Below are 24084 nucleotides of genomic sequence, written 5' to 3' on the forward strand. Positions count from 1 at the left end.
GCGAGGCTGTGACTGAATGCGCATTTTGGTGGTTGAAGACGACAAGGACCTGAACCGGCAGCTCTGCGAGGCGCTTTCGGATGCAGGTTACGTGGTGGACACGGCCCATGACGGGGAGGAAGGGCACTTCCTGGGCGACACCGAACCCTATGACGCGGTTGTTCTTGATGTCGGCCTTCCACAGATGGACGGAATATCCATTTTGGAGCGATGGCGGCGTGACGACCGGAAAATGCCGGTATTGATCCTGACGGCACGTGACCGCTGGAGCGACAAGGTTTCAGGCATCGACGCCGGTGCGGATGACTATGTGACCAAGCCGTTTCATATGGAGGAGGTTCTGGCGCGACTGCGGGCCCTGATCCGGCGCGCTGCCGGTCATGCATCCTCCGAACTTTATTGCGGGCCACTGCGTGTGGACACGAAAGCTTCCAAGGCCGATGTGGACGGTGTGCCGCTCAAACTGACCTCTCATGAATACCGGATGCTGGCCTATCTGCTGCATCACAAGGGCTCTGTCGTCTCGAGAACCGAACTGGTCGAGCATCTCTATGATCAGGATTTCGACCGGGACTCCAACACGATCGAGGTGTTTGTCGGGCGTTTGCGCAAGAAGCTGGGCGTGGACCTGATCGAAACGGTGCGCGGAATGGGTTACCGCATGCGCGAACCGGATGCCTGAGACGCGCACGCGCTGGCGCCGTTTCTGCGACTGGTGCGTGAAGGCGCGCCGGTCTCTGTCATTTCGCGTCATCGCGTTTTCTTCCATATGGGCCATAATCGCGCTGGTCGTCATCGCGACTGTCATCTCCACCTTGTTCCGCCAGGTGAGCCAGCGCGGTTTCGATACCGTTCTGTCAGCCCATCTTTTCAATCTCATCGGGTCGGTAAGTGCCTCGGATGAGGGAGTGCTGAGCGGGGTTCCCAATCTGGGTGACCTTCGTTTCTCGCGACCGGATTCAGGCTGGTACTGGTCGGTTGAACCGGTCAACGAAACGCTGTCGCGTCCGCTGCGTTCTGCCTCGCTGACAGGGCCGGTTGCAGTCCCGCCAGCAGATGCGGTGCCTTTCGACGAATCCTATCAGCGAAGCTACATCACCACCGGCCCGGCGGGTCATGAAATCCAGGTTCTTGAAGCCGAGATCGTGTTGGGAGAAGGGGACCGCATCGCCCGGTTTCGCGTGATGGGAAATGTCAGCGAGCTGGAAGCGGAGATCAGCCAGTTTTCCCGCAGGCTCATGAGCTATCTTGGCCTGTTCGGTTTGGGGATGATCGGCATCAATGTGGTGGCCATTCTTCTCGCGCTTGGACCCTTGGGCAATATTCGCGGCGCGCTGGCCAAGATTCGTGAGGGGCAGGCGGAGAAACTGGCGGGGCCATTCCCTGCAGAGATCGAGCCATTGGCGCAGGAGACCAATGCCCTGATCGAAAGCAATCGCAGGATCATCGAACGTTCCCGCACTCAGGTTGGCAATCTCGCCCACTCGCTCAAAACGCCACTTGCCGTCGTTACCAATGAAGCCCGGCAACTTGGTGGAGACCGAGGACGCCTGATCGAAGGGCAGGCGGCTGCGATGCAAAGCCAGATTGATCATTACCTGAAACGTGCCCGCGCTGTCGCCCAGCAGGGGACGCTCGCCCAGCGCACGCAGGTCAACGAGGCACTGATCCGGCTCCTGCGCGCTTTCCGCAAAATCAGCCGTGACACCCGCATAGATGAGCATCTTCCTGATGAGCCAGTGGTGTTTGCAGGGGAGCGCGAGGACTTCGAGGAAATCTGCGGCAATCTCCTGGAAAACGCGGTGAAGTGGGCCGATGGACGGGTGATGGTTCAGGTGGTCCAGCTTGCCGGTGGCGATGATGAGACGCACCAGTTTTCGCTCGTGATCGAGGATGATGGTCCGGGCATCCCTGAAGATCAGGCCCGGCACGCACTGAAACGTGGAAGGCGGCTGGACGAAACCAAACCGGGTACGGGCCTGGGGCTTGCCATCGTTGCCGATCTGGTGGAGGAGTACAAAGGTACAATCGCGTTGAAGCGCTCGGGTCTCGGCGGTCTTCGCGTGGTGGTTACATTGCCTTCTGTTTGATTTTCTTCTGATTGTATTAGACAAATTTCAGCCAAAGATGATTTATAGACGCCCGAGTGGAGTAGGCTGCTTGGGCCGTTGTTGCTTGAAGGACTTATGCGCGTGAAAAGGACTGGGCTTTTCGCCATCTTCGCCATTTTGCCGCTGACAGGCTGTGTCTCTGCCTTGCCCTCCGGCGGGGCCCTATCCTTGGGGCCGACTGCCAGTCAGACACCGGCGAAAGGCATTGTCGGCGGCGCGCTTCTTATCAATTCGCTCGGTGTCGAACTGAGCCGGCGCGAACAGCTCGCCGCGCTTGAAGCCGAATACAAGGCGCTGGAAACGGCGCCTGCGGGCGAACCGGTTCGCTGGAGCGATGCCCGCTCCGGTCGCAGCGGTACGGTGACAGCAGCGCAGCCATATCGCGTGGGCTCGCAGGACTGCCGACCCTATTCACATTTGGTTGAAGAGGGCGGTCGTGCACGCTCGGTTCGGGGAACGGCATGCCGAAACCCCGACGGAAGCTGGACTTTGCTCATCTAGGTCATGACGCGCACATGCGACGGCAGGTCATTCCGACGCAGCCGGATGTGCTGGTAAATGCGCCTGTTTCGCTTTAAGCGAAGGCAATGATGTTCTGGACCATTATCGCGCTTGTAACCTTGGCGGCGGCTTTCGCCGTCATGTGGCCTTTTCTGGCGGCGACCACGACGGTTGCGCGTCGGGACGAACATGCCGTGGAAGTCTATCGCGATCAGCTTGACGAACTTGAGCGCGATGTTGACCGAGGGCTGATCTCCAGGGAAGAAGCCGCCGAAGCACGCGCCGAACTTGGGCGAAGAATTCTTTCTGCCGATACCCAGCCCGAAGAAATGACGGCAAGGCGCAGAAGCCGGGACAGGCTGGCGCGTGTCATTGCCATCGCTGCGGTGCTGTTCGTGCCTGCTGCCAGTTGGGCGGTCTACGGCTATCTTGGGTCGCCTGATATTCCCGCTCAGCCGCTGGCGGCGCGAAAGAGTGCCGATCCCGCCCAGGCCAGCATTCAGGAACTGGTTGCCCGTGCAGAGGCTCAGCTTGCCCTGAAGCCCGACGATGTTCGCGGCTGGAAGGCACTGGCTCCCATCTATGCTCGACTGGGACGTTTCGATGATGCGGAGCGCGCCTATAGGCGCATTCTTGCGCTGGAAGGGGATGACGCCGCCACCTATGCCCTGCTTGGAGAGGCGCTGGTTGGCGCAGCCAAGGGTGTGGTCGAAGCCGAGGCCGAGGAGGCTTTCGAAGTCGCGGTCAATCTGGACCCGAAGAATCCGCGCGCACGCTTCTATCTGGCCTTGGCGCAGGCGCAGGATGGGCGCGAGGACGACGCGAGGGATAGGCTGCAGGCACTCACTGCGGAATTGCCAGAGGACTCGCCATGGAAAGCTGCCGCACGCAGCGCGCTGGCAAGTTTCGAGCCCGCCGAGAATGCAGGTGTCGGCCCGCTTCGCGCCAATGCCGAACAGCAGGCCATGATCGATTCGATGGTGGCGGGGCTTGATCAACGGCTGCGTGAAAACCCGGATGATCCGGAAGGGTGGCGGCGACTTCTGCGCTCGCTGTCGGTTCTTGAACGCAAGGACGATGCGCAAGCTGCGCTTGAGCGCGCCGTGGAAGCATTCGGTGCTGAAAGCGAAGAGGCGGAGATGATCCGCAACTATGCTCGGACATTGCCGGTATTTTCGCAGGACTGAGGCCACAGGCCATGAGAGGAATGAACAGGTGACACGCAAGCAGAAACGTCTGACCGTCATCGGGGCCGGAATGGCATTCATCGCTCTGGCTGCGGCGCTGACCTTCTACGCGCTGGGCCAGCAGACCTCCTATTTCTACATGCCGGCTGATCTTCTCGCGAAACCATTGTCGCAAGACGAGCGCATTCGTCTGGGCGGTCTGGTCCAGGAAGGGTCCGTGGTGCGCAACGAGGGCACCGAGACGCGCTTTGCGGTGAGCGACAGCGAGAATGCGGTGGAGGTCGTATATACCGGCATTCTTCCCGACCTGTTCCGGGAAAACCAGGGAGTGGTGACCGAAGGTCGTTTCCGGGAAGACGGCGTCTTTGTCGCCGACACCGTGCTTGCCAAGCATGATGAAACCTACATGCCGCGCGAGGTTGCCGACCGTCTGAAGGAGCAGGGTGTGTGGCAGGAAGAAGAGGGCAATTGAGGAAATGAGTGTTGAACTCGGACATTTCGCCCTTGTGCTTGCTTTCGCGCTGACGCTCGTGCAGGCGGTCGTGCCTTTCATCGGTGCGAAGCTGAATGATGAAAGGCTGATGGCGGTCGGCGGGCCAGTGTCGCTGACATCCTGCGCGCTGGTGGCGTTGTCGTTTGCGGTGCTCGTGAGCGCCTATGTCCAGTCGGATTTTTCGGTGCTGAATGTGTGGGAGAACTCACATTCGGCCAAGCCGATGCTCTATAAGGTGACAGGGACATGGGGCAATCACGAAGGCTCTATGCTGCTCTGGGTGCTTATCCTTGTCCTGTTCGGCTCGCTCGTTGCGCTTTTCGGACGGAACCTGCCGGCAAGCCTCCGCGCGAATGTGATTTCGGTGCAGGGGCTGATTGCAGCCGCATTTCTGCTCTTCATCCTGGTGACGTCCAACCCCTTCGCGCGTCTCATACCCGCGCCAATCGAAGGGCAGGACCTCAATCCCATCCTTCAGGATATTGGTCTGGCCGTGCATCCGCCGCTGCTTTATCTCGGCTATGTCGGCTTTTCGATTTCGTTCTCCTTCGCCGTGGCGGCTCTGATTGACGGGCGCATTGATGCGGCCTGGGCGCGATGGGTGCGTCCGTGGACGCTGGTTGCCTGGATATTCCTGACAGGCGGTATCGCTATGGGCTCCTACTGGGCCTATTACGAACTAGGCTGGGGCGGCTTCTGGTTCTGGGACCCGGTGGAGAACGCTTCATTCCTGCCATGGTTGTCGGGCACGGCGCTTTTGCATTCGGCGATCGTGATGGAAAAGCGCTCGGCCCTGAAGATCTGGACGGTGCTTCTTTCCATCCTCACCTTTTCGCTCTCGCTTCTCGGCACCTTTCTGGTGCGCTCGGGCGTTTTGACATCCGTGCATGCCTTCGCGACCGATCCAGCGCGCGGTGTGTTCATTCTGATGCTTCTGATCCTTTTCATCGGGGGAGCGCTCACCCTTTTCGCCTTCCGGGCCGGCACCTTGTCTCCCGGCGGGCTTTTCCAGCCGGTCTCGCGCGAGGGCGCGCTGGTTTTGAACAATCTGCTTCTCACCACCGCGGCAGCAACGGTGCTTGTCGGAACGCTTTATCCGCTGGCGCTGGAGGCTGTGACTGGCGAAAAGATTTCCGTCGGTCCGCCTTTCTTCAACCTCACATTCCTGCCCCTGATTGTCCCGCTTCTGATGCTGGTTCCCTTCGGTCCGCTGCTGGCCTGGAAACGCGGAGACATGTGGGCTGCAAGCCAGCGGCTTTTCATCGCTTTCGCGGTTTCACTGGCCGGTGGCGCCCTCGTGCTGCTCTTCATCGACCGGGCAAGCCTGGCAGCAGCGCTGGGAATCGCCCTGGGCGCCTGGCTGATCCTTGGTGCGGTTACCGACCTCGTGTTGAAGGCCGGATATCCCAAGGCGACCTTGGGGAGCGCCGCCATACGTCTGTGGAAGCTGCCGCGTTCGATAAAGGGAACGGCACTTGCACATGCCGGACTTGGGGTGATGACCCTCGGCCTTGTCAGCGTCACCACGCTGGAAGTGGAGCGCATCGTGGTGCTGAAGCCCGGCGAAACTGTCGATGTAGGCGCATACCAGCTGAAGCTTGAGGGCGTGCAGCCCTATACCGGGCCGAACTACACCGAGGATCAGGCGCATTTCCGCCTGTTTGGCAGTGACGGGACCGCCAGCGGCTCGGTGGTGTCATCGAAGCGTTTCTACTCGGTCCGCGGTGTTCCCACCACGGAAGCCGGTATCCGCACACTGGGCTTCAGCCAGCTTTATGTTTCCATCGGTGAGGTGACGGAGGATGGCGGCCTCGTCGTCCGCGCATGGTGGAAGCCTTGGGTCACCCTCATCTGGCTCGGGTCACTGGTCATGATGGCCGGGGGAACACTGTCGCTTCTGGATCGTCGTCTGAGGGTGGGCGCACCGATGCCGCGTCGCAGGGCGCGTCTGGCAGAGGAGAAGGGCGGATGAAAGTGCTCCGGCTTGCCTTCGCGCTGTTCGCCCTCGCGTTTGTGATGTCTTCGGCCATGGCCGTTGAACCGGACGAGGTGCTGGAAGATCCGGTCCTGGAGGAGCGAGCACGCGATCTGTCAGCACAGTTGCGCTGCATGGTTTGCCAGAATCAGTCCATTGACGATTCAAACGCCGAGCTTGCCCGCGACCTTCGCGTTCTGGTGCGCGAACGTCTCGTGGAGGGCGACACTGACAAAGAAGTGATCGATTACGTGGTCGACCGCTACGGCGAATTCGTTCTGCTCAAGCCACGGTTTTCCCTAAACAACGCGCTCTTGTGGAGCGCGCCATTCATCCTGCTGCTCGTCGGACTTTTGCTGGCCTTCACAACGCTGGGCAGCCATCGCAAAAGCAAGGCGGTAGCGTTGAGCAAGGAGGAGGAGGAGCGGCTGGAACGCATCCTTCAGGAGAGGCAGGACAACTGACAGCACCCGGGTACAGGGCAGATACCTCTTGCGATGGTTCTCTTTTGATGCACCCTGCCTGTCTTCGTGCACAAGGGAGACATCATGACCGACAGAACCCAGAAGCTCGAATTTGAGGGGCATTCGGGAGCAACGCTCTCAGCGCGTCTCGATCTGCCCAACGGGCCCGTGCGGGGTTATGCCCTTCTCGCCCATTGCTTCACCTGCTCGAAGGATCTGGTTGGCCTGCGCCGAATTGCGGCGGGGTTGGCACGTGAGGGCATTGCGGTCCTGCGATTTGACTTCACCGGCCTTGGGGCCAGCGACGGCGAATTCGCCTCGACCAACTTCTCCACCAATATTGAGGACCTTCGCGCGGCAGTTGAATTCATGCGCGCCAATTTCCAGGCGCCGCAACTGATGATCGGGCATTCGCTCGGCGGAGCCGCAGTCCTTGCCACCGCCGGGCAGGTGGAAGAGGTTACGGCAGTCGTCACGATCGGCGCTCCCTCTGATGCAGAACATGTGCTTAAAAACTTTCACGCCGATCTTCGAGATATCGAGCAGAGCGGGCGGGCACGTGTGGACCTTCATGGGCGCGAATTCACCATCACCCGACAATTCCTTGATGATGTGCGCGAGCACGAATTGAGCAGTGCCATCAGCAATCTTCGCAAACCGCTTCTGATCATGCATGCACCGGGGGACGAGATCGTTGGTATCGATAGCGCAACAGCGATCTTCATGGCTGCACGCCACCCCAAGAGCTTCGTTTCGCTCGACACGGCAGACCACCTCTTGACCGACGAGGCGGATGCAAGATTTGCGGCCGAGGTGATTGCCGGCTGGGCCTCGCGTTACATTTCGCCCGATCGGTCGCAAGCTGCAGAACCCATCGAGCATGTACGCGTTTCTGAGACTGGCGCTGGGCGTTTCCAGAATGCAGTGCAGGCCGGGCGGCACAGGCTCTTTGCCGATGAGCCGGAAGAACTTGGCGGCGATGACACGGGCCCTAGCCCTTACGATTTCCTCGCTGCCGCACTTGGCACCTGCACGACAATGACATTGCGCATCTATGCAGAACGCAAGAAGATCGACCTTGGCCGTGTGAGCGTGGATGTCTCGCACCAGAAAGTGCACCGGAAGGATAGTGAAGCAGATGCAACAGGCGGGAAGCCGCAGCGCATAGACCAGTTCGAGCGTGTTATCACCGTGGAGGGGAACCTGGACGAGGCGCTGCGCGAGAAGGTGGTTGAAATCGCCAACAAGTGCCCCGTCCACAGGACATTGGAAAACAGTTCCCGTGTCGAAACACGACTTGCAGAGGGTGAGGACTGAGCGCCCGAAGGCGAGAACATTACGAAAGTTTCATCCCTCAGAAATGGCACTGTAAGGTGTCAGCCCCTATCTGTTTCTCCAAGACAGGCGCGCCGGGAGGACATTTCCGGCTGTTGCCTTGGAATATCCTGCGACAGGCAAGAGGAGCCGAACGCGAAATGAACGCATCCAATCCATCAAGAAAATTCCGCACGAAGCTGGCCGCCGCTGCTGCATCCGTGGCAATAGCCGGATCAATCGGCCTTGGCGCCGTGACAAGCGGAACTGTGCCCGTTCTGGCCGACCCGGTGAAGCTTGATCAGCCGATCCAGGCACCAAGCTTCGGCGATGTGGTCGAGGTTGTCTCCCCGGCAGTCGTCTCCGTGCGCGTGAAGGGCGAAGTTCGCGAGACCGCGAGCAATATGGAGCCCTTCGGCATGCCCGGCATGGAGAACCTGCCGGAGAATCATCCATTGCGCCGTTTCTTCGACCGTTTTGGCGAAAGCCCGCGTGAGGAGTTCCGCAATCGCCGTCCACGCAACGAGCGTCGTGCGGAACGCCCGATCTCGCAGGGCTCCGGTTTCTTCATCTCCGAGGATGGCTATCTCGTCACCAACCACCACGTGATCCGTGGCGGCAGTGCCTATACGGTCGTGATGGATGATGGGACCGAGATCGATGCCGAACTGGTCGGCAGCGACGAGCGCACCGATCTTGCGGTGCTGAAGGTAGAGGAAGAGCGCGAATTCACCTATGTCGATTTTGCTGATGACAGCAAGGTGCGTGTGGGCGACTGGGTTGTCGCGGTCGGCAATCCCTTTGGTCTTGGCGGCACGGTGACAGCCGGTATCGTCTCGGCTCGTGGCCGTGAAATCGGCGCAGGCGTCTATGACGACTTCATCCAGATTGATGCTGCGGTCAACAAGGGCAATTCCGGCGGACCGGCCTTCAACCTCTCAGGGGAGGTTGTCGGCGTGAACACCGCGATCTTCTCGCCGTCCGGCGGCAATGTAGGCATTGCGTTCGCAATACCTGCATCGCTGGCGAAAAACGTGGTGGGCCAGCTCATCGAGAATGGCAGCATCCAGCGCGGCTGGCTTGGCGTTCAGATCCAGCCGGTAACGGACGAAATCGCGGAGTCCCTCGGCCTCGAAGAGGCAAAGGGCGCGCTGATCAATGACGCCACTGCCGGTGAACCTGCTGACAAGGCCGGCATCCGGGCTGGTGATGTCGTGATCGCGGTTGAAGGCGAGAGCATCGACAATCCGAAGGATCTAGCCCGCACCATCGGCGACATGAAGCCGAACTCTACCGTTGAAGTCACCTTGTGGCGCGACGGCAAGGCTCAGACCATCGACGTCAAGCTGGGACAGATGACCGAGCAGGAAGAGGTTGCCAGCGCCGAGCCGGAGACCGATCAGCCAGAAGCTGATGCAGCCGAGGCAGGCTTTGGCCTCTACCTCGCCCCTTCTGAGGAGAGCGACGGGCTTGTGGTGACCAATGTGGAGCCGGGCAGCGAAGCCGAGGATAACGGCATACTGCCGGGTGACGTGATCCGCTCCGTGAATTCGAAGGAAGTGGCTTCCGTCAAGGAATTGCGCGACGCTGTCGATGCGGCTTCCAAGGACGGTCGCAGTGCGGTCCTGCTGCAGGTCGTGCGCGAAGGTGCAAACCGGTTCATCGCGCTGCCAATCAGCTAAGATTTGGGCCTTCGAGTCGCGGATAATGATGAAAGGCGCCGTGGCATCCATGCTGCGGCGCCTTTTCACACAGCCATGCATAGGGGCGTGAAGAGGGTACGAGTATGAAGATCCTGCTGATCGAGGATGATCGCGAGGCCGCCGAGTATCTCAAAAAGGCTTTCTTCGAAGCCGGGCATATCGCCGATATCGCCCCTGACGGCGAGACGGGGTTCAATCTCGCGGACAACGGAAGCTACGATGTCTATGTGGTGGATCGGCTTTTGCCGCGTCGCGATGGACTTTCCGTCATCAGCGAGTTGCGGGCAAAGGGTGATACGACGCCGGCGCTGGTCCTGTCTGCTCTTGGCGAGGTGGATGACCGTGTGACAGGTCTGCGCGCTGGCGGTGACGACTATCTCACCAAGCCGTACGCTTTCTCCGAACTTCTGGCCCGTGTCGAGGTTCTTCGCCGCCGTGTTGGCGCGAAGGATGTCGAGACGCGCTATGTCGTGGGGGATCTGGAGCTTGACCGGCTCACGCATCAGGTGCGCCGTGCCGGTCAGGAAATTACGCTCCAGCCGCGCGAATTCCGCCTCCTGGAGTATCTGATGCGCAATGCCGGCAAGGTCGTCACCCGCACCATGCTGCTGGAGCATGTGTGGGACTATCATTTCGACCCGCAGACAAATGTCATTGATGTTCATATCTCGCGCCTGCGTGGAAAGATCGAGAAGGGCTTTGACAGCCCGGTGCTGCACACGGTGCGGGGTGCTGGCTACATGCTGAGGGCGGAATAGGTCATGCGTCTGCCCGCTGTCATGCGCACGACCGCTGCGCGATTGTCCGCACTCTACCTTCTGCTTTTTGCAATCTGCGCCACGGTTCTGGTGGTCTATGTGACCTCGCTTTCCGTGCGCATCCTGACAGTTCAGACGCGCGATGCGATTGTCGAGGAAGTGGCTGATCTGGGGCGTGCCTATCGGCGTGGCGGCTTGGCGACGCTGGTACGAGTTCTGGATATGCGCTCGCGCCAGCCGGGCGCAAATCTCTACCTCCTGGCAGGCCCGACCGGGCAGATCCTCTCGGGCAATGTTGAAGCACTCCAACCGGGCGTGCTGGATCACTCCGGCTGGACCGAGCGGCCATTTACCTATGATCGCTATGGTGACGCTCAGCGCTCCCGCGGAGGAAAGCACACCGCAGTAGCGCAGGTCATCGAGCTGCCCAACGCGATGAAGCTGCTGGTAGGCCGGGACCTTGGCGAACCGGAACGATTCCGCACGGTTGTCCGTCGAGCCCTCATGGCCGCACTTGGCATGATGGGCCTTGGCGCCTTGCTGATCTGGTATTTCGTGGGGCGGCGGGCGCTCAAGCGCATCGACAATGTCTCCGAGGCCAGCCGCCAGATCATGGCTGGTGACCTTAACCAGCGTCTGCCCGTCAGTGGCGCTGGGGACGAGTTCGACCGTCTGTCATCCAACCTCAACCGCATGCTCGACCGCATCAATGCACTTAACGAGGGGTTGAAGCAGGTATCCGACAATATCGCGCATGACCTGAAAACGCCGCTGACGCGCCTTCGCAACCGCGCCGAGGCAGCACTTGCTGACGTTTCGGACGAAGCGGCAAGCCGTGCGGCTCTCGAGCAGACGATCGCCGAATCCGACCAGCTCATCCGCACCTTCAACGCGATACTGATGATCTCGCGGCTTGAAGCGGGCTATTCCGCCGAAAGCCTGGATGAGATAGACCTGTCCGCCATTCTTGCCGATGTGGTGGAACTCTACGAACCGCTGGCCGAGGACTGCGGCGTCGAACTTACCGCCGAGGCTTCCGACGATGTCAGTGTCGTCGGCAATCGCGAACTGGTCGGCCAGGCGCTTTCCAATATCATCGACAATGCCATCAAATACTCCTCCGAGGCAGAAGCTCCAAAGGTGAAGGTGAGCCTGAAGCGCGAGGGCGATGGTGCGCGGATCGTGGTTCAGGATACTGGTCCCGGTATTCCACCCGAAGACCGTGAACGTGCAACCGAGCGATTCGTGCGCCTGGAGCCAAGCCGCAGCCAGCCCGGCTCCGGCCTTGGATTGAGCCTGGCAAAAGCCGTGATGAAGTTTCATGGCGGCAGCCTTGAGCTTGACGGCGCAGGCGAGGGGTTGTCAGTTGCCATGACATTCCCCGCACGCAAGAAGGGCTAGATGGCAGGCAAGGAATTTGAAGGCGAGACAGGCGCGATCTGGTTCGGCAAACCAGCGGCAAAGCTTGTTCCAACCGATGACGATCAGGCTGAGCGCGAACTGCAGTTCCTGTCAGAAGAGGCGGCCGAGGCTGAATGCGCGAAACTGTGCGCCCTTCTTGAAACGCCCTGCGAATTACGGAACTTCCTTGGCGCCGTTCTTGAACTGTCGCCCTATCTCCGTGACTCCGCACGCCGCAGGCCCCAGGCGCTGGAAGCGCTATTCGACGCCTCTATTGACGACCGCCTGAGTGAAATAGCGCAGGCCATGCGTGAAGCCGGCATGGCTGATGATGCCAGCGAAAAAGACGTGATGAAGGCCCTGCGCCAGGCCAAGCGCGAAGCCCATTTCCTCATCGCGCTCGACATGCTCGCCGGTGCAGCAGACACGAAAACGACCGTGGAACGGCTTAGCGATCTGGCCGAAAACGCCATCGGCGCTGCCTGCGCCTATCTCCTGCGTGACGCGCACCGGCAGGAAAAGCTGAAGCTGCCGGACCCCGCCGATCCCGTGAAAGGCTGCGGCTGGATCGTGCTGGCCATGGGCAAGCTCGGTGCCTGCGAGCTCAACTTCTCGTCCGATATCGATCTGATCGTCCTGCTGGACCCGGAAGCTCCGGCTGTTACCGATCCCTATGAGGCAACAGAGCTTTTCGTGCGGCTGACCCGCCGGCTTCTGCGCATCATGCAAGACCGTACAGAAGACGGTTACGTCTTCCGCACCGATCTGAGACTGCGCCCCGATCCCGGCTCCACGCCCCTGGCGATCCCGGTGGAAGCGGCTCTGAACTACTATGAGAGCCGTGGTCAAAACTGGGAACGCGCCGCCATGATCAAGGCGCGGCCCGTTGGCGGTGACCGGGAAGCGGGTGAGGCATTCCTGCGGGAGCTCCAGCCCTATGTCTGGCGCAAATTCCTGGATTATGCCGCCATTGCCGATATCCATTCCATCAAACGCCAGATCCACGCCCACAAGGGCCACGGCGAGGTGACCGTGCGCGGTCACAATGTGAAGCTTGGCCGCGGCGGCATTCGCGAGATCGAGTTCTTCGTCCAGACCCAGCAGCTGATTGCCGGCGGGCGCTTCCCCGAACTGCGGGGCAAGGCAACGACGCAGATGCTTGACCGCCTGGCGGAAAATGGCTGGATTTCCGAGGAAGCGGCCGAAGGGCTGAAGGAGCAATACTGGTTCCTGCGCGATGTGGAACACGCCATTCAGGTGGTGGATGACGAGCAGTCGCACACGCTGCCCGATGACGACGAGGGACTGGCACGCATCGCGGGACTGCTCGGCTTGGAGCCTGATGCTTTTGCCGAAAAATTCCGCTCCACGCTGAAGCTCGTCGAGCAGCATTATGCGGCCCTGTTCGAGACCGCGCCGCAGCTTTCGCGCGGCATTGGCAATCTCGTTTTCACCGGCGATGTCGACGATCCGGGCACTTTGGAGACGCTGAGTGAACTCGGTTTCGAACGCCCAAGCGACATTTGCCGCGTCATTCGCGGCTGGCATTTCGGGCGCTATCGCGCGACACAATCGGCCGAAGCGCGTGAACGCCTCACCGAGATCACTCCGGCACTCCTGGAAGCCTTTGGTGCAACGCGCCGCGCCGACGAAGCCCTGCTTCGTTTCGACGAGTTCCTGTCGGGCCTCCCAGCAGGCATCCAGCTTTTCTCCATCCTGCAGTCCAATCCGCGCCTGTCGCAACTGCTGGCAACCATCATGGGAGCCGCACCGCGCCTGGCATCGATCATCACGCGTCGCCCGCATGTCTTTGATGGGCTGCTGGACCCGCAACTACTCTCCGAGCTTCCCGACCGCGCCTATCTTGAGGAGCGGCTGGAAAGCTTCCTTGCCGGCGCACAGCTTTACGAGGATGTGCTGGACCGCTTGCGCATCTTTGCTGCCGAGCAGAAGTTTCTGATCGGCATAAGGCTGCTGACAGGTGCCATTGATGCCGACAGGGCAGGGCGCGCTTTCTCCGACCTGGCAGACCTGACCATCGCCGCCGCCCTTCAGGCGGTGGAGGAGGAATTCGCGCAGCGCCATGGACGTGTTCCCGGCGGGCGCACGGCAATCCTTGGCATGGGCAAGCTTGGAAGCCGTGAGTTGACCGCCGGATCGGACGTGGATCTCATCCTACTCTATGACCACGACGAGGGCGCAGAAGAGTCCGATGGCGACAAGCCTCTCTCGCCACCCCACTACTATGCCCGCCTGACCCAGCGCCTGATTGCGGCCGTTTCCGCTCCGACCGCGGAAGGCGTGCTTTACGAGCTGGATCTGCGCCTGCGTCCCTCGGGCAACAAGGGCCCGGTCGCCACCCATCTCGATGCCTTCCGCAAATATCAGCGTTCGGACGCCTGGACATGGGAGCATATGGCGCTGACCCGCGCCCGGGCCGTTGCAGGTGACGAAAGCCTGCAAAAGCTGGTGGAGGAAGAGGTTCAGGCCATCCTGGCGCAAAAACGTGATGACGCTGACATACGCCGCGAAGCCGCAAAGATGCGTGCTCTCATCGAGGAGGAAAAGCCTCCTCGCGACGACTGGGATCTGAAGCTGGTGCCAGGCGGCATCATAGATCTCGAATTCATCGCCCAGGTCGCCGTGCTTACGGGCAATGTGGCGGGTGGCCTGCGCAGCACGCGCACCGCCGAGATATTGGAACAGCTGTCACCCGGCTTTGCCGATGGCCAGATATGCGAAACGCTTGCGGGCGCGCACCGGCTCTATTCGACCGTCATGCAGATCGAACGTCTCTGCCTCACTGGTCCGCTGGAGCCTGATGATGTTCCGCCGGGACTGGCCGACATTCTCCTGCGCGCCGTGGACCTTCCCGAACTTTCGGTGCTGGAGGCGCATCTGGTCGAGACCGCATCCAGCGTGCGAGAGCATTTCAGCAGGCTTGTGGGGCCGGTGGAGGGCTAGGCGCTGCCTCAGCCGACCTTGCGCACCGGCTGCGACGGCTTCGGCTGCGCGGGAATGCGAACCGAAACAATGGTGCCCACACCTTCCGTGGAGCGGATTTTCAGCGCGCCACCGTGAAGCTGTGTAAGTGAGCGAGAGATCGCCAGGCCCAGACCGGAACCGGTATGGTTCTTGGAGAACTGGTTTTGAACCTGCTCGAAGGGGCGGCCAAGCTTTTTCAGTGCGTCCTTTGGAATACCGCAGCCGGTATCCTCTATGGATATCATGACCGCACGTGCCACCCGCCTTGCGCGCAATGTCACCTTGCCGCCTTCGCCGGTAAACTTCACCGCATTCGACAGCAGATTGATGACGATCTGCTTGATGGCGCGGCGGTCGGCATAGAGCGAGATGGAATCGGCGACCTCCGTCTCCACCTCGATATTCTTCTTCTCCGCCTGCAGCGCGATGACGCGCACCGTCTCGTGGATCAGCGGGCATAGATCGATGATTTCGCGGTCCACCGAGAACTGACCGGCCTCGATCTTGGACATGTCGAGAATGTCATTGATAACGCCCAAGAGATAGGTGCCGCTGGAATAGATGTCGCCGACATATTCCTCGTAGCGTTCTGACCCGAGAGGCCCGAACAGCCCCTGCTTCATCAGTTCAGAGAAGCCGATGATCGCATTGAGCGGCGTGCGCAGCTCGTGGGACATATTGGCCAGGAATTCCGACTTTGCCCGGTTGGCAGCCTCGGCACGCTCGGTCTCGCGCATATATTTGCGATTGAGATCGACCAGTTCGCGTGCGCGATCCTGCTCGGCGCGGCGGGCTTCGGAAAGATCGTGAATGGTTGCCATCAGGCGGCGCTCGCTGTCCACCAGCTTGCCCTGATGCTGCTTGAGCTGGGTGATGTCGGTACCTACCGACACCGTGCCGCCGTCCCGGGTCTTAAGCTCCGTCACCTGCAGCCAGCGCCCGTCGGCAAGCTGTCGCTCATAGGTGGCACCGGCACGCGGATCACCTGTTCCAACCAGGCGACGCTCCGAGCGGATGGACGTCATCTGCTCTTCGATCTCCGAGCGCTTCACGCCGGGAACGATGATCGCGGGATCAAGACCGGTATATTGCTGGTATTTCGTGTTGCACATCACCAGCCGCTCGCGCGCATCCCACAGAACAAAGCTTTCGGTGATGTTCTCGATCGCCGTGCGCAGGCGCTGGTCTGCGGCCTCAGATTGCTGAACAAGCGTGCGCTGCTCGGTCACGTCGACGGCGATACCGATGAGGTGAATTTCCGGTGCCTTGGGATCGACCACCTGTGCGCGCGCCCGCATCCAGACCCAGCTTCCATCGGCATGGCGCATGCGGAACATCTGGTCGATATGGTCGATCTCGCGGGCGACGATGCGATTGGCAAGCTCGAACAGATCGCCGTCATCCTCGTGGATGATGCTCGCCACATCGCCGAAGGACAGCATCACGTCGGCGGCTTCATAGCCGAGCATCTCGTACATGGAGCGCGACCAATACATCTTGCCGCGCGCCATATCCCAGTCCCACAATCCGCACTTGCCACGCACAAGCGCCAGATCGATGCGCTGATGGGCTTCCAGATAGATGCGGTCGGCAGCCTGGGCCCGTGCGGCCTGGCTGAAATAGGCATAGAGGATCGCCATGAGCACGCTCGCCGTCAGCGCAAAGAGCGTGACGTTGAGCGAGGCGGTGCGGCGCCAGTCGGCAAAGATGCCGTCATAGGAGGCAAGTGCGACAGCCGCACCCTTGTCCCTGACAAGGTTCACTGCTGCCAGCCAATCCTTGGAGCCGATCCGCACCTTCAGCACACCTGCACGTTCTCCGAACATGAAGAGCGGTTGCCCGCCGGTGACGAGACCCTCAAGAGTTCGGTCCTGCAGCGAACGGCCGGAAGGCGAGGTCGCGATGACGCGGAAATTACTGTCGGTGAATGCCAGAACCCATTCTGCCGGATCGGCCAGGTGGCGCAGGCCGGCGGTGATCTTTTCGCCTGCCGCCATTTGAGTAATCTCACTCTCATCCGCAATCGACAGGCTTGCCGACTGGGCGAGATTTTCAGCGGTCAGCGCAACGAGCAGCTTTGCTTCCTGCTCGATGTCGTCACGCTGGGCCATCAGGGCCAGAAGCCGCGCCGCCGCGATGAAAACAAGGAAGATGACGATGAGGATCGGAATGGCACGCTTCAGATAGGGCTCGATTGCCAGAAGCCGCTCATAGGCAGGTGCTGCAATGATCTTGGCGTTCCCCGCCACGCCCATCCCATGCCCCCCGCCAAGGCGCAATTTGGAAAAGATTCCTCCCGCAGGCACATGGCCCGCGTCCGCCTTCGCCATCCGAAGGACTCCCTCGCTGGATAAAAAATCGCCGCTCTAGTGATTCGTCTCACCCCGGTGACGAATCATCCATAAGGAATCAGAGGTGATTCGCCGTGTCCAGAGGCGCGGTAAGATTTTGTTAACCATAATTTCGCGGATGCCTCACCGGCACCCGCTATTGCGAGGCGGACATGCTCCGACCGGCCTGACTTGAAGCTTCAGGCAAGAGTCCGGTCGATGATGTCGCGAAGGTCGCGCGAAAGGTTTTCCGCCTTGGCGATCATGGCCAGCGCCTCGCGCGCCTTTTCCTGCCGTTGCGGCTCCAGCGATCGCCATGAGCGGAAGACCACTGCCAGACGCGCGGCGACCTGCGGGTTGAGCTTCTCGACTGCCAGCACCGTTTCGGCCAGAAGCTGGTAGCCCGATCCGTCTGCTGCGTGGAAACCGGTCTGGTTTCCCGACGCGAAACTGCCGACAAGCGCGCGCACCCGGTTGGGATTGGAAAGCGAAAAGGAGGGGTGCTTCATCAGCTCGCGCACCCGCTCTGCCGCGCCATCGCCGGGGATGGTCGCCTGCGCAGTCATCCACTTGTCCATCACCAGTGGATTATCGTTGTAGCGCTTCTCGAAATCAGCAAGCAGATCAGCAGCTTGCCGTGAGTTTGCGAATCTGTGCGTGACCTCCATGAGTGCGGCCAGGCGCTCTGTCATGTTGGTGGCAGAGCGATACTGTTCGACACCACGTTCCGGCGAGGCTTCGGCGCGGATCAGAAGGCCCAGAAGCACATTGCGCAATGCGCGTCGCCCGGCGCTTTCTGCATCCGGCGAGAAGCTGCCGTCATCGGCCAGCGTTTCATAGACCTTTGCCATTTGCGAGGCACCGCTTCTGGCGACCGCATCCAGATAGGCCTGTCGCGCCTGATGAATTGCATCCGGATCGACATTGCTGCCGATCTCGCGGGCAATATCGGCTTCCGCGGGCGGCGTTATTGCCAGCGCGCGATAGGCTTCTTCAAGCGTTTCGTCGCCCGCGATCTCGCCCGGAACGGCAACCAGTGCCTCGTCGAAGACGGGCGCGCTGCCATTGCGCACCTGATTGGCCGCTTCGATCAACGCGTCATTGGCGAGGCTGTTGAGCGCTTGCCACCGGTTGAACTCATCGCTGTCATGGCGGGCGAGAAAATGGCGGTCAGCGCTCGTCACCTGCTCGGAGAGGACAACGGGGGCGGAGAAGCCACGATTGAGCGAGAGCACAGGCCGCTGGCCGATGCCCTTGAAGCTGATCGTGTGTCGACGCTCACGCAGATGGATGACATCGCCCGAAATTTCTGCGCCATCGGCTGAAGCCCATTCCATATCCTCGCCATTCGGGCCCACGAGGCCGAATTTCAGGGGAATATGCATCGCCTTCTTGCGTGCTTCCGACGGTGTCGGCGGCACGGACTGCTCAAGCTCCAGCGTGAAGATCTTCGCCTGCTCGTCATAGCTCGTGCTGGCGATGACATTGGGCGTTCCTGCCTGATGGTACCAAAGCGCAAATTGCGTCAGATCGATGCCGCCAGCTTCCTCGAAACAGGCGATGAAATCCTCGATGGTGACGGCCTGGCCGTCGTGACGGTCGAAATAGAGATCCATGCCCTTGCGGAAGGTATCTTCCCCTAGGATCGTGTGGATCATGCGGACGACTTCCGAGCCCTTCTCATAGACGGTTGCCGTGTAGAAATTGTTGATCTCGCGGTAGCGGCGCGGGCGCACCGGATGCGCAAGCGGCCCCTGATCCTCGGGGAACTGGTGCGCGCGCAGGGTGCGCACTTCCGAGATGCGTCGCACGGGGCGCGAGCGCATGTCGGCGGAGAATTCGTGATCGCGATAAACCGTCAAGCCTTCCTTGAGACAGAGCTGGAACCAATCGCGGCAAGTGATTCTGTTGCCAGTCCAATTGTGGAAATACTCATGCGCGATGATCGCCTCGATATTGGCGAAGTCCATGTCCGTCGCGGTCTCGGGATCGGCCAGGACATATTTGTCGTTGAAGATGTTGAGACCCTTGTTCTCCATCGCGCCCATGTTGAAATCGGACACGGCAACGATGTTGAACACGTCGAGGTCATATTCACGACCGAAGCGCTCCTCGTCCCAGCGCATGGAACGCTTGAGCGCATCCATCGCATAGGTCGCCCGCGCTTCCTTGCCGTGCTCGACATAGACGCCAAGAGCCACCTTCCGGCCTGACGCGGTGGTGAAATGGTCGCTCACCACGCCCAGATCACCCGCTACCAGCGCGAAGAGATAAGACGGTTTTGGATGCGGGTCGTCCCAGATCGCATAGTGGCGCCCGCCATCCAGATCGCCATTCTCCACGGGATTGCCGTTGGACAGAAGCAGCGGCGCGGTCGCGCGGTCAGCTTCAATACGCACGCGGTAGGTGCTCAAGACGTCCGGTCGATCAAGGAAATAGGTGATGCGACGGAAGCCTTCCGCCTCGCACTGGGTGCAGAACACGCCATTGGAGACATAAAGGCCCATCAGCGCCTTGTTTGCGGAGGGATTGATGCGCGTGACGATTTCGAGTTCGAAATGATCGCCAGCCGGCACCTGGCGCAGCGTGAGTTGGTCGGGCAGGGCCTCGAACATGGTCTCGTCGGCAGGCTCGCCGTTGATCGCGAGGCTGACAAGCGAGAGACCGTCGCCGTCGAGCACGAGCGGCGTGCCGACATCCGTACCTTCCGCCCGCTCGATCTGCATGCGCGCGGTGACCAGCGTCTCCAGTGCGTCGAGGCGGAAATCCAGCTCGATCTTCGGGATGCGATAGGCGCTGGGCTTGTATTCCTCGAGCCGGAAAACCTGGCCGGTATCGGTACGCATCAACTGTTCTCCTGATCTGGAACGGGAGCAGGCCGCTGGCCCAATGAAATCGTCCGTGGCTCTTTACACGATGCGGCCACTCGACAAAACTGCCATGCATTGCGTCACCCCCAACCGCTCCACAATCAACTTGCTGAGAGGCTTGCCATGACGGTCGCAACACCGAAATTCGGCATGGGCGCATCCGTGCTGCGCAAGGAAGACAAGAGCTTCATCACCGGACAGGGACGCTACACGGATGACATCGTGGCGGCGGGACAATTGCGCGGATATGTCCTGCGCTCGCCGATTGCCAATGCCCGCTTCACTATCGGTTCGCTGGACGAGGCCCGTGCGGCACCCGGCGTTCATCTGGTGCTGACGGCCAAGGATATTGAGCATCTCGGCGACCTGAAATCCGGTGCCATGCAGAAGCAGCCCGATGGCAGCCGCGCACCCACCAAGGACATTCCGATCCTGTGCCGCGATCATGTGCGCTATGTGGGTGACGCCGTCGCCTTCATCGTGGCCGAGACACGCGCGCAGGCGCAGGACGCAGCGGAACTGATCGAAGTCGACTACGAGGACGAGGAGCCGGTGGTGGACACCGCCACCGCCCTTGATGAAGATGCGCCGCTTGTCTGGCCGGATCTCGGTTCCAACCGCGCGCTTCTCTATCATGTTGGCGACGAGGATAAGGCAGCGCAGGCTTTCGAAAAGGCAGCGCATGAGGTTTCGATCAGCTTCCGAAACAATCGCCTCGTTTCCAACTATTTGGAAACCCGCGCTGCGATCGCCGAGTACAATCCCGAAAACGAGCACCTCACCCTGACCGCCGGTTCGCAGGGTGTGCATTCCATGCAGAACATCCTGGCCAGCCAGGTCTTCAATATCGGCAAGGACAAGCTGCGCGTCATCACGCCGGATGTCGGCGGCGGTTTCGGGCCGAAAACCTTTGTCTACCGCGAATATGCGCTGGTGATGGAGGCCGCCCGCCGTCTTTCTCGCCCGGTGAAATGGACCGGCGACCGCACCGAGCATTTTCTCACCGACGCACAGGGCCGCGACAATGTCGTCAATGCCACCATGGCGCTGGACGAGAATGGCCGCTTCCTCGCGCTGAAGGTGGATCTGACCGCCAATCTGGGCGCCTACATCTCGCAATATGGCCCCTTCATTCCCTTTGTCGGGGTGTCCATGTCGACGGGCGTCTATGATATCCCCGCCCTCGATGTGAAGATCAACGGCGTCTACACCAACACATGTCCCGTCGATGCCTATCGTGGGGCAGGGCGTCCCGAGGCCGCCTTCCTGCTGGAAAAGCTGGTTGATGAATGCGTGCGCAAACTCGGCCTTGGCCGTGACGAGATCCGCCGGCGCAATTTCATCCGCCCCGAGCAGTTCCCTTACACAACGCCCACCGGCCGCACCTATGATGTGGGTGAGTTCGAAGGCCACATGAACCAGTGCATGGAACGCGCCGACTGGGCCGGTTTCGACAAGCGTGCGGAAGAGGCGAAGGCACGCGGGCGCATTCGCGGCATCGGCATGGCGACCTATATCGAGGCCTGCGCCTTTGCCGGTTCCGAGCCTGCCCATGTCACGCTTAATGGCGACGGGTCGGTGACGCTTGCCATCGGCACCCAGTCGAACGGCCAGGGCCACGCCACGGCCTACGCGCAGTTCGTTGCAGAAAAGCTCAACCTGCCCATTGAGCGGATCCATGTGCATCAGGGCGACACGGACCGGCTCGACAAGGGCGGCGGCACAGGCGGCTCCCGCTCCATTCCCCTTGGCGGTGTGTCCGCATCGCGCGCAGGCGAAGACCTGGCCGAAAAAATCCGCAAGATCGCAGCCGATGAATTGGAGGCCGCCGCCGCCGATATCGAGCTCGAGGACGGAAAGGCGCGCATTGTCGGCACCGACCGGGAGCTCGATTTCGCAAGCATTGCCAAGGCCGCAAAGGCGCCTGACGACCTGCAGGGCTTCGGCGAATTCGTGCAGGATGAGGCGACCTATCCGAACGGCACCCATATCTGCGAGGTCGAGATCGACCCGGCAACCGGCGAGACGCTGCTTGTCGGCTACTGGATCGTGGATGATTTCGGCGCGACGGTGAACCCGGTTCTGCTTGCAGGTCAGGTTCATGGCGGCGTCGCGCAAGGTGCAGGCCAGGCGCTGACCGAAGACACCGTCTATTCCGAAGACGGTCAGCTTATCACCGCGACCTTCATGGATTACGGCATGCCACGCGCGGACCTTCTGCCGGATATTCATTTCGAGACACGCAACGTGCCATCCAAAACCAACGCCATGGGCATCAAGGGCGCAGGCGAGGCCGGCACCATCGGCGCAACACCTGCCGTGTTGAACGCCGTGGTCGATGCGCTCTGGCGCGAATATGGCATCAGCCACGTGGAAATGCCCGCCACGCCTTCGCGCATATGGCAGGCCATTCAGGAGGCTGGGGCTTGAGCGGTGAGTAACTGCTGCAAAAGCACACATGCGCTACAGCCTCCATTATTTCCGGGGCGGGATGTCACGCATCCTGCCTCTTCATTTTGAGACAGTGATTTGAGAGACGAAAAATGCCGGCCGTGAAGGATGTGGGACAGGAACCGAGACCGCTCGTGGGTATAGCGCTGAAGGTGATCTCGGTCGCGATATTCGTGGCGATGTCATCGCTCATCAAGTATTCGGGCGACGTGCCGCCGGGCCAGATCGTCTTCTTCCGCTCCTTCTTTGCCATGTTCCCGATCCTCGCCATGCTGGCATGGCGCAAGGAACTGGCAACGGCATTCAAGACCGACAAGCCCATGGGCCATGTCGCGCGCGGCCTGGTTGGCGTCTTCTCCATGGCTTGCGGCTTTTACGGCCTCACCAAGCTTCCATTGCCCGACGCGATCACCCTCAATTACGCGCAGCCGCTTCTGGTGGTGGTGTTCTCCGCGATTTTCATGGGGGAGGTCGTGCGCATCTATCGCTGGAGCGCCGTCATGGTCGGCTTCATCGGCGTCGTCATCATCGCATGGCCGAAGCTGACATTGCTGACCGGCGAGACGGGATTGGAAGCCGGACAGGGCTTCGGCGTCATAGCCATTCTGGTCGGCGCCTGCGGCTCGGCCATCGCGATGCTCCTCGTGCGGCGTCTGGTGCAGACGGAAAAGACGGCGACTATCGTCCTGTGGTTTTCGGCAACCGCAACCATCATTTCCCTGTTCACATTGCCCTTCGGCTGGATCGCGCTGACCATGCCGCAAACGCTGGCGCTTGTCGGCGCAGGCATTTGCGGTGGCGTGGCCCAGATCCTGATGACCCAGTGCTATCGTCACGCCGAACTCTCAACCATCGCGCCCTTCGAATATACTTCGATGATCCTTGCGATCGTGGTGGGCTATTTCGTCTTTCAGGATGTGCCGACGCTCTACACGCTGGTGGGGGGGCTGATCGTTGTCGGTGCGGGCTTGTTCATCATCTGGCGCGAGCGCCGGCTCGGCCTCAAGCGCCCCGCTGCCCGCCGCTTCGTGCCGCCAAGCCCCTAGCTGGCGCGCGTGGTCTTGCGGCTTTGCCGGTTGTGCTGTTCCCTGCGCGTGGCAAGGCGCAGCAGGCGCCGGAATTTCGGGCACTGAAGCTGGTTTTCCGCCTGACATTCGGCGGCATGACGCACGGTCCTCGCCAGCGCGGATAGCCTGCGTATCTGCGCCTCCAGTTCCTCTGCCTTGTTGTGCATCGCCTCGCGTGAAAGCTGCGGCTCGCCTTGCGGGCCAAACATCGCGCCGATTTCCTCCAGCGAGAAGCCCGCCGCCTTGCCCGCCGAAATCAGTGAAAGCTGTGTGAGCACCTGTGGCTCATACTGCCGCCTCAAGCCATGTCGGGCGACGGAGCGGATGACACCGATTTCCTCATAATAACGCAGCGTCGAGGCGGAGAGACCAAACTGCGCTACCACCTCGCCAATATCGAGAAACTTCATGCTTGACCTCAAGTTAACTTGAAGTGGCAGCCTGCATTTCCAATCCGAGTTGAGCAAGAGGAAA

General features: G+C 60.8%; 17 protein-coding genes. 14 read left to right on the forward strand and 3 right to left on the reverse strand.

Going from position 1 to position 24084, the window contains the following annotated elements; genetic code table 11:
• The first annotated feature begins 16 nt into the window (after window positions 1-16).
• The 12 genes from WA367_RS16430 (at window position 17) to WA367_RS16485 (ending at window position 14871) form a co-directional block, all read left to right on the forward strand.
• Entirely contained in the window at window positions 17-682 is a 666-nt protein-coding gene (locus WA367_RS16430) for a response regulator transcription factor (RefSeq protein WP_336057852.1), read from the forward strand.
• Entirely contained in the window at window positions 675-2090 is a 1416-nt protein-coding gene (locus WA367_RS16435; protein ID WP_336057853.1) for an ATP-binding protein, read from the forward strand. The genes WA367_RS16430 and WA367_RS16435 overlap by 8 nt, the downstream gene beginning before the upstream one ends.
• A 189-nt stretch (window positions 2091-2279) precedes the next feature.
• On the forward strand, window positions 2280-2612 hold the full coding sequence (locus tag WA367_RS16440; protein ID WP_336057854.1) for an RT0821/Lpp0805 family surface protein: 333 nt from the start codon (window positions 2280-2282) through the stop codon (window positions 2610-2612).
• An 86-nt stretch (window positions 2613-2698) separates the two neighbouring features.
• The gene (ccmI, locus tag WA367_RS16445) at window positions 2699-3799 is read left to right on the forward strand and encodes a c-type cytochrome biogenesis protein CcmI (RefSeq protein WP_336057855.1); all 1101 of its coding nucleotides are present in this window, start codon (window positions 2699-2701) and stop codon (window positions 3797-3799) included.
• A gap of 28 nt (window positions 3800-3827) precedes the next feature.
• Window positions 3828-4271: a cytochrome c maturation protein CcmE gene (gene ccmE, locus WA367_RS16450; protein WP_336057856.1), complete on the forward strand. Its 444-nt coding sequence runs from the start codon at window positions 3828-3830 to the stop codon at window positions 4269-4271.
• Window positions 4272-4275: 4 nt separating this feature from the next.
• Window positions 4276-6264, forward strand: coding sequence for a heme lyase CcmF/NrfE family subunit (locus WA367_RS16455; protein ID WP_336057857.1), 1989 nt, complete (start codon window positions 4276-4278; stop codon window positions 6262-6264).
• Entirely contained in the window at window positions 6261-6731 is a 471-nt protein-coding gene (locus WA367_RS16460; protein ID WP_336057858.1) for a cytochrome c-type biogenesis protein, read from the forward strand. The genes WA367_RS16455 and WA367_RS16460 overlap by 4 nt, the downstream gene beginning before the upstream one ends.
• An 84-nt stretch (window positions 6732-6815) precedes the next feature.
• The gene (locus WA367_RS16465; protein ID WP_336057859.1) at window positions 6816-8048 is read left to right on the forward strand and encodes a bifunctional alpha/beta hydrolase/OsmC family protein; all 1233 of its coding nucleotides are present in this window, start codon (window positions 6816-6818) and stop codon (window positions 8046-8048) included.
• A gap of 158 nt (window positions 8049-8206) precedes the next feature.
• Window positions 8207-9727: a Do family serine endopeptidase gene (locus tag WA367_RS16470; protein ID WP_336057860.1), complete on the forward strand. Its 1521-nt coding sequence runs from the start codon at window positions 8207-8209 to the stop codon at window positions 9725-9727.
• 104 nt (window positions 9728-9831) lie between these two features.
• Window positions 9832-10506, forward strand: coding sequence for a response regulator transcription factor (locus WA367_RS16475; RefSeq protein ID WP_336057861.1), 675 nt, complete (start codon window positions 9832-9834; stop codon window positions 10504-10506).
• Between the two features lie 3 nt (window positions 10507-10509).
• Window positions 10510-11907, forward strand: coding sequence for a sensor histidine kinase (locus WA367_RS16480; RefSeq protein WP_336057862.1), 1398 nt, complete (start codon window positions 10510-10512; stop codon window positions 11905-11907).
• A complete protein-coding gene (locus tag WA367_RS16485; protein ID WP_336057863.1) occupies window positions 11908-14871 on the forward strand; it encodes a bifunctional [glutamine synthetase] adenylyltransferase/[glutamine synthetase]-adenylyl-L-tyrosine phosphorylase in 2964 nt (987 codons plus the stop codon).
• A gap of 8 nt (window positions 14872-14879) precedes the next feature.
• On the opposite strand, the gene WA367_RS16490 is transcribed toward WA367_RS16485, so the two are convergent.
• Window positions 14880-17222, reverse strand: a complete 2343-nt coding sequence (locus tag WA367_RS16490; protein WP_336057864.1) for a PAS domain-containing sensor histidine kinase — start codon at window positions 17220-17222, stop codon at window positions 14880-14882.
• A 200-nt stretch (window positions 17223-17422) separates the two neighbouring features.
• Complete coding sequence (gene pepN / locus WA367_RS16495) at window positions 17423-20068, reverse strand: aminopeptidase N (RefSeq protein WP_336057865.1); 2646 nt, start codon at window positions 20066-20068, stop codon at window positions 17423-17425.
• A gap of 147 nt (window positions 20069-20215) precedes the next feature.
• On the opposite strand from pepN, the gene WA367_RS16500 reads away from it, so the two are divergent.
• Window positions 20216-22522, forward strand: coding sequence for a xanthine dehydrogenase family protein molybdopterin-binding subunit (locus tag WA367_RS16500; protein WP_336057866.1), 2307 nt, complete (start codon window positions 20216-20218; stop codon window positions 22520-22522).
• Window positions 22523-22635: 113 nt separating this feature from the next.
• On the forward strand, window positions 22636-23589 hold the full coding sequence (locus WA367_RS16505) for a DMT family transporter (protein ID WP_336057867.1): 954 nt from the start codon (window positions 22636-22638) through the stop codon (window positions 23587-23589).
• Here the strand turns inward: WA367_RS16505 and WA367_RS16510 are convergent.
• Complete coding sequence (locus WA367_RS16510; protein WP_336057868.1) at window positions 23586-24020, reverse strand: helix-turn-helix domain-containing protein; 435 nt, start codon at window positions 24018-24020, stop codon at window positions 23586-23588. The genes WA367_RS16505 and WA367_RS16510 overlap by 4 nt on opposite strands.
• Window positions 24021-24084 lie beyond the last annotated feature (64 nt).

Origin of the sequence: Nitratireductor sp. CH_MIT9313-5 (assembly GCF_037029545.1) — a bacterium.
GTDB lineage: Bacteria > Pseudomonadota > Alphaproteobacteria > Rhizobiales > Rhizobiaceae > Chelativorans.

What these genes read in the sequence shown, in the direction of transcription:
- WA367_RS16460 (WP_336057858.1), top strand. Translation starts at nt 6,261, where the DNA reads ATGAAAGTGCTCCGGCTTGCCTTCGCGCTGTTCGCCCTCGCGTTTGTG.
- WA367_RS16480 (WP_336057862.1), top strand. Translation starts at nt 10,510, where the DNA reads ATGCGTCTGCCCGCTGTCATGCGCACGACCGCTGCGCGATTGTCCGCA.
- WA367_RS16510 (WP_336057868.1), bottom strand. Translation starts at nt 24,020, where the DNA reads ATGAAGTTTCTCGATATTGGCGAGGTGGTAGCGCAGTTTGGTCTCTCC.
- WA367_RS16430 (WP_336057852.1), top strand. Translation starts at nt 17, where the DNA reads ATGCGCATTTTGGTGGTTGAAGACGACAAGGACCTGAACCGGCAGCTC.
- WA367_RS16455 (WP_336057857.1), top strand. Translation starts at nt 4,276, where the DNA reads ATGAGTGTTGAACTCGGACATTTCGCCCTTGTGCTTGCTTTCGCGCTG.
- pepN (WP_336057865.1), bottom strand. Translation starts at nt 20,068, where the DNA reads ATGCGTACCGATACCGGCCAGGTTTTCCGGCTCGAGGAATACAAGCCC.
- WA367_RS16470 (WP_336057860.1), top strand. Translation starts at nt 8,207, where the DNA reads ATGAACGCATCCAATCCATCAAGAAAATTCCGCACGAAGCTGGCCGCC.
- ccmI (WP_336057855.1), top strand. Translation starts at nt 2,699, where the DNA reads ATGATGTTCTGGACCATTATCGCGCTTGTAACCTTGGCGGCGGCTTTC.
- WA367_RS16485 (WP_336057863.1), top strand. Translation starts at nt 11,908, where the DNA reads ATGGCAGGCAAGGAATTTGAAGGCGAGACAGGCGCGATCTGGTTCGGC.
- WA367_RS16475 (WP_336057861.1), top strand. Translation starts at nt 9,832, where the DNA reads ATGAAGATCCTGCTGATCGAGGATGATCGCGAGGCCGCCGAGTATCTC.
- WA367_RS16490 (WP_336057864.1), bottom strand. Translation starts at nt 17,222, where the DNA reads ATGGCGAAGGCGGACGCGGGCCATGTGCCTGCGGGAGGAATCTTTTCC.
- WA367_RS16465 (WP_336057859.1), top strand. Translation starts at nt 6,816, where the DNA reads ATGACCGACAGAACCCAGAAGCTCGAATTTGAGGGGCATTCGGGAGCA.
- WA367_RS16435 (WP_336057853.1), top strand. Translation starts at nt 675, where the DNA reads ATGCCTGAGACGCGCACGCGCTGGCGCCGTTTCTGCGACTGGTGCGTG.
- WA367_RS16505 (WP_336057867.1), top strand. Translation starts at nt 22,636, where the DNA reads ATGCCGGCCGTGAAGGATGTGGGACAGGAACCGAGACCGCTCGTGGGT.
- WA367_RS16500 (WP_336057866.1), top strand. Translation starts at nt 20,216, where the DNA reads ATGACGGTCGCAACACCGAAATTCGGCATGGGCGCATCCGTGCTGCGC.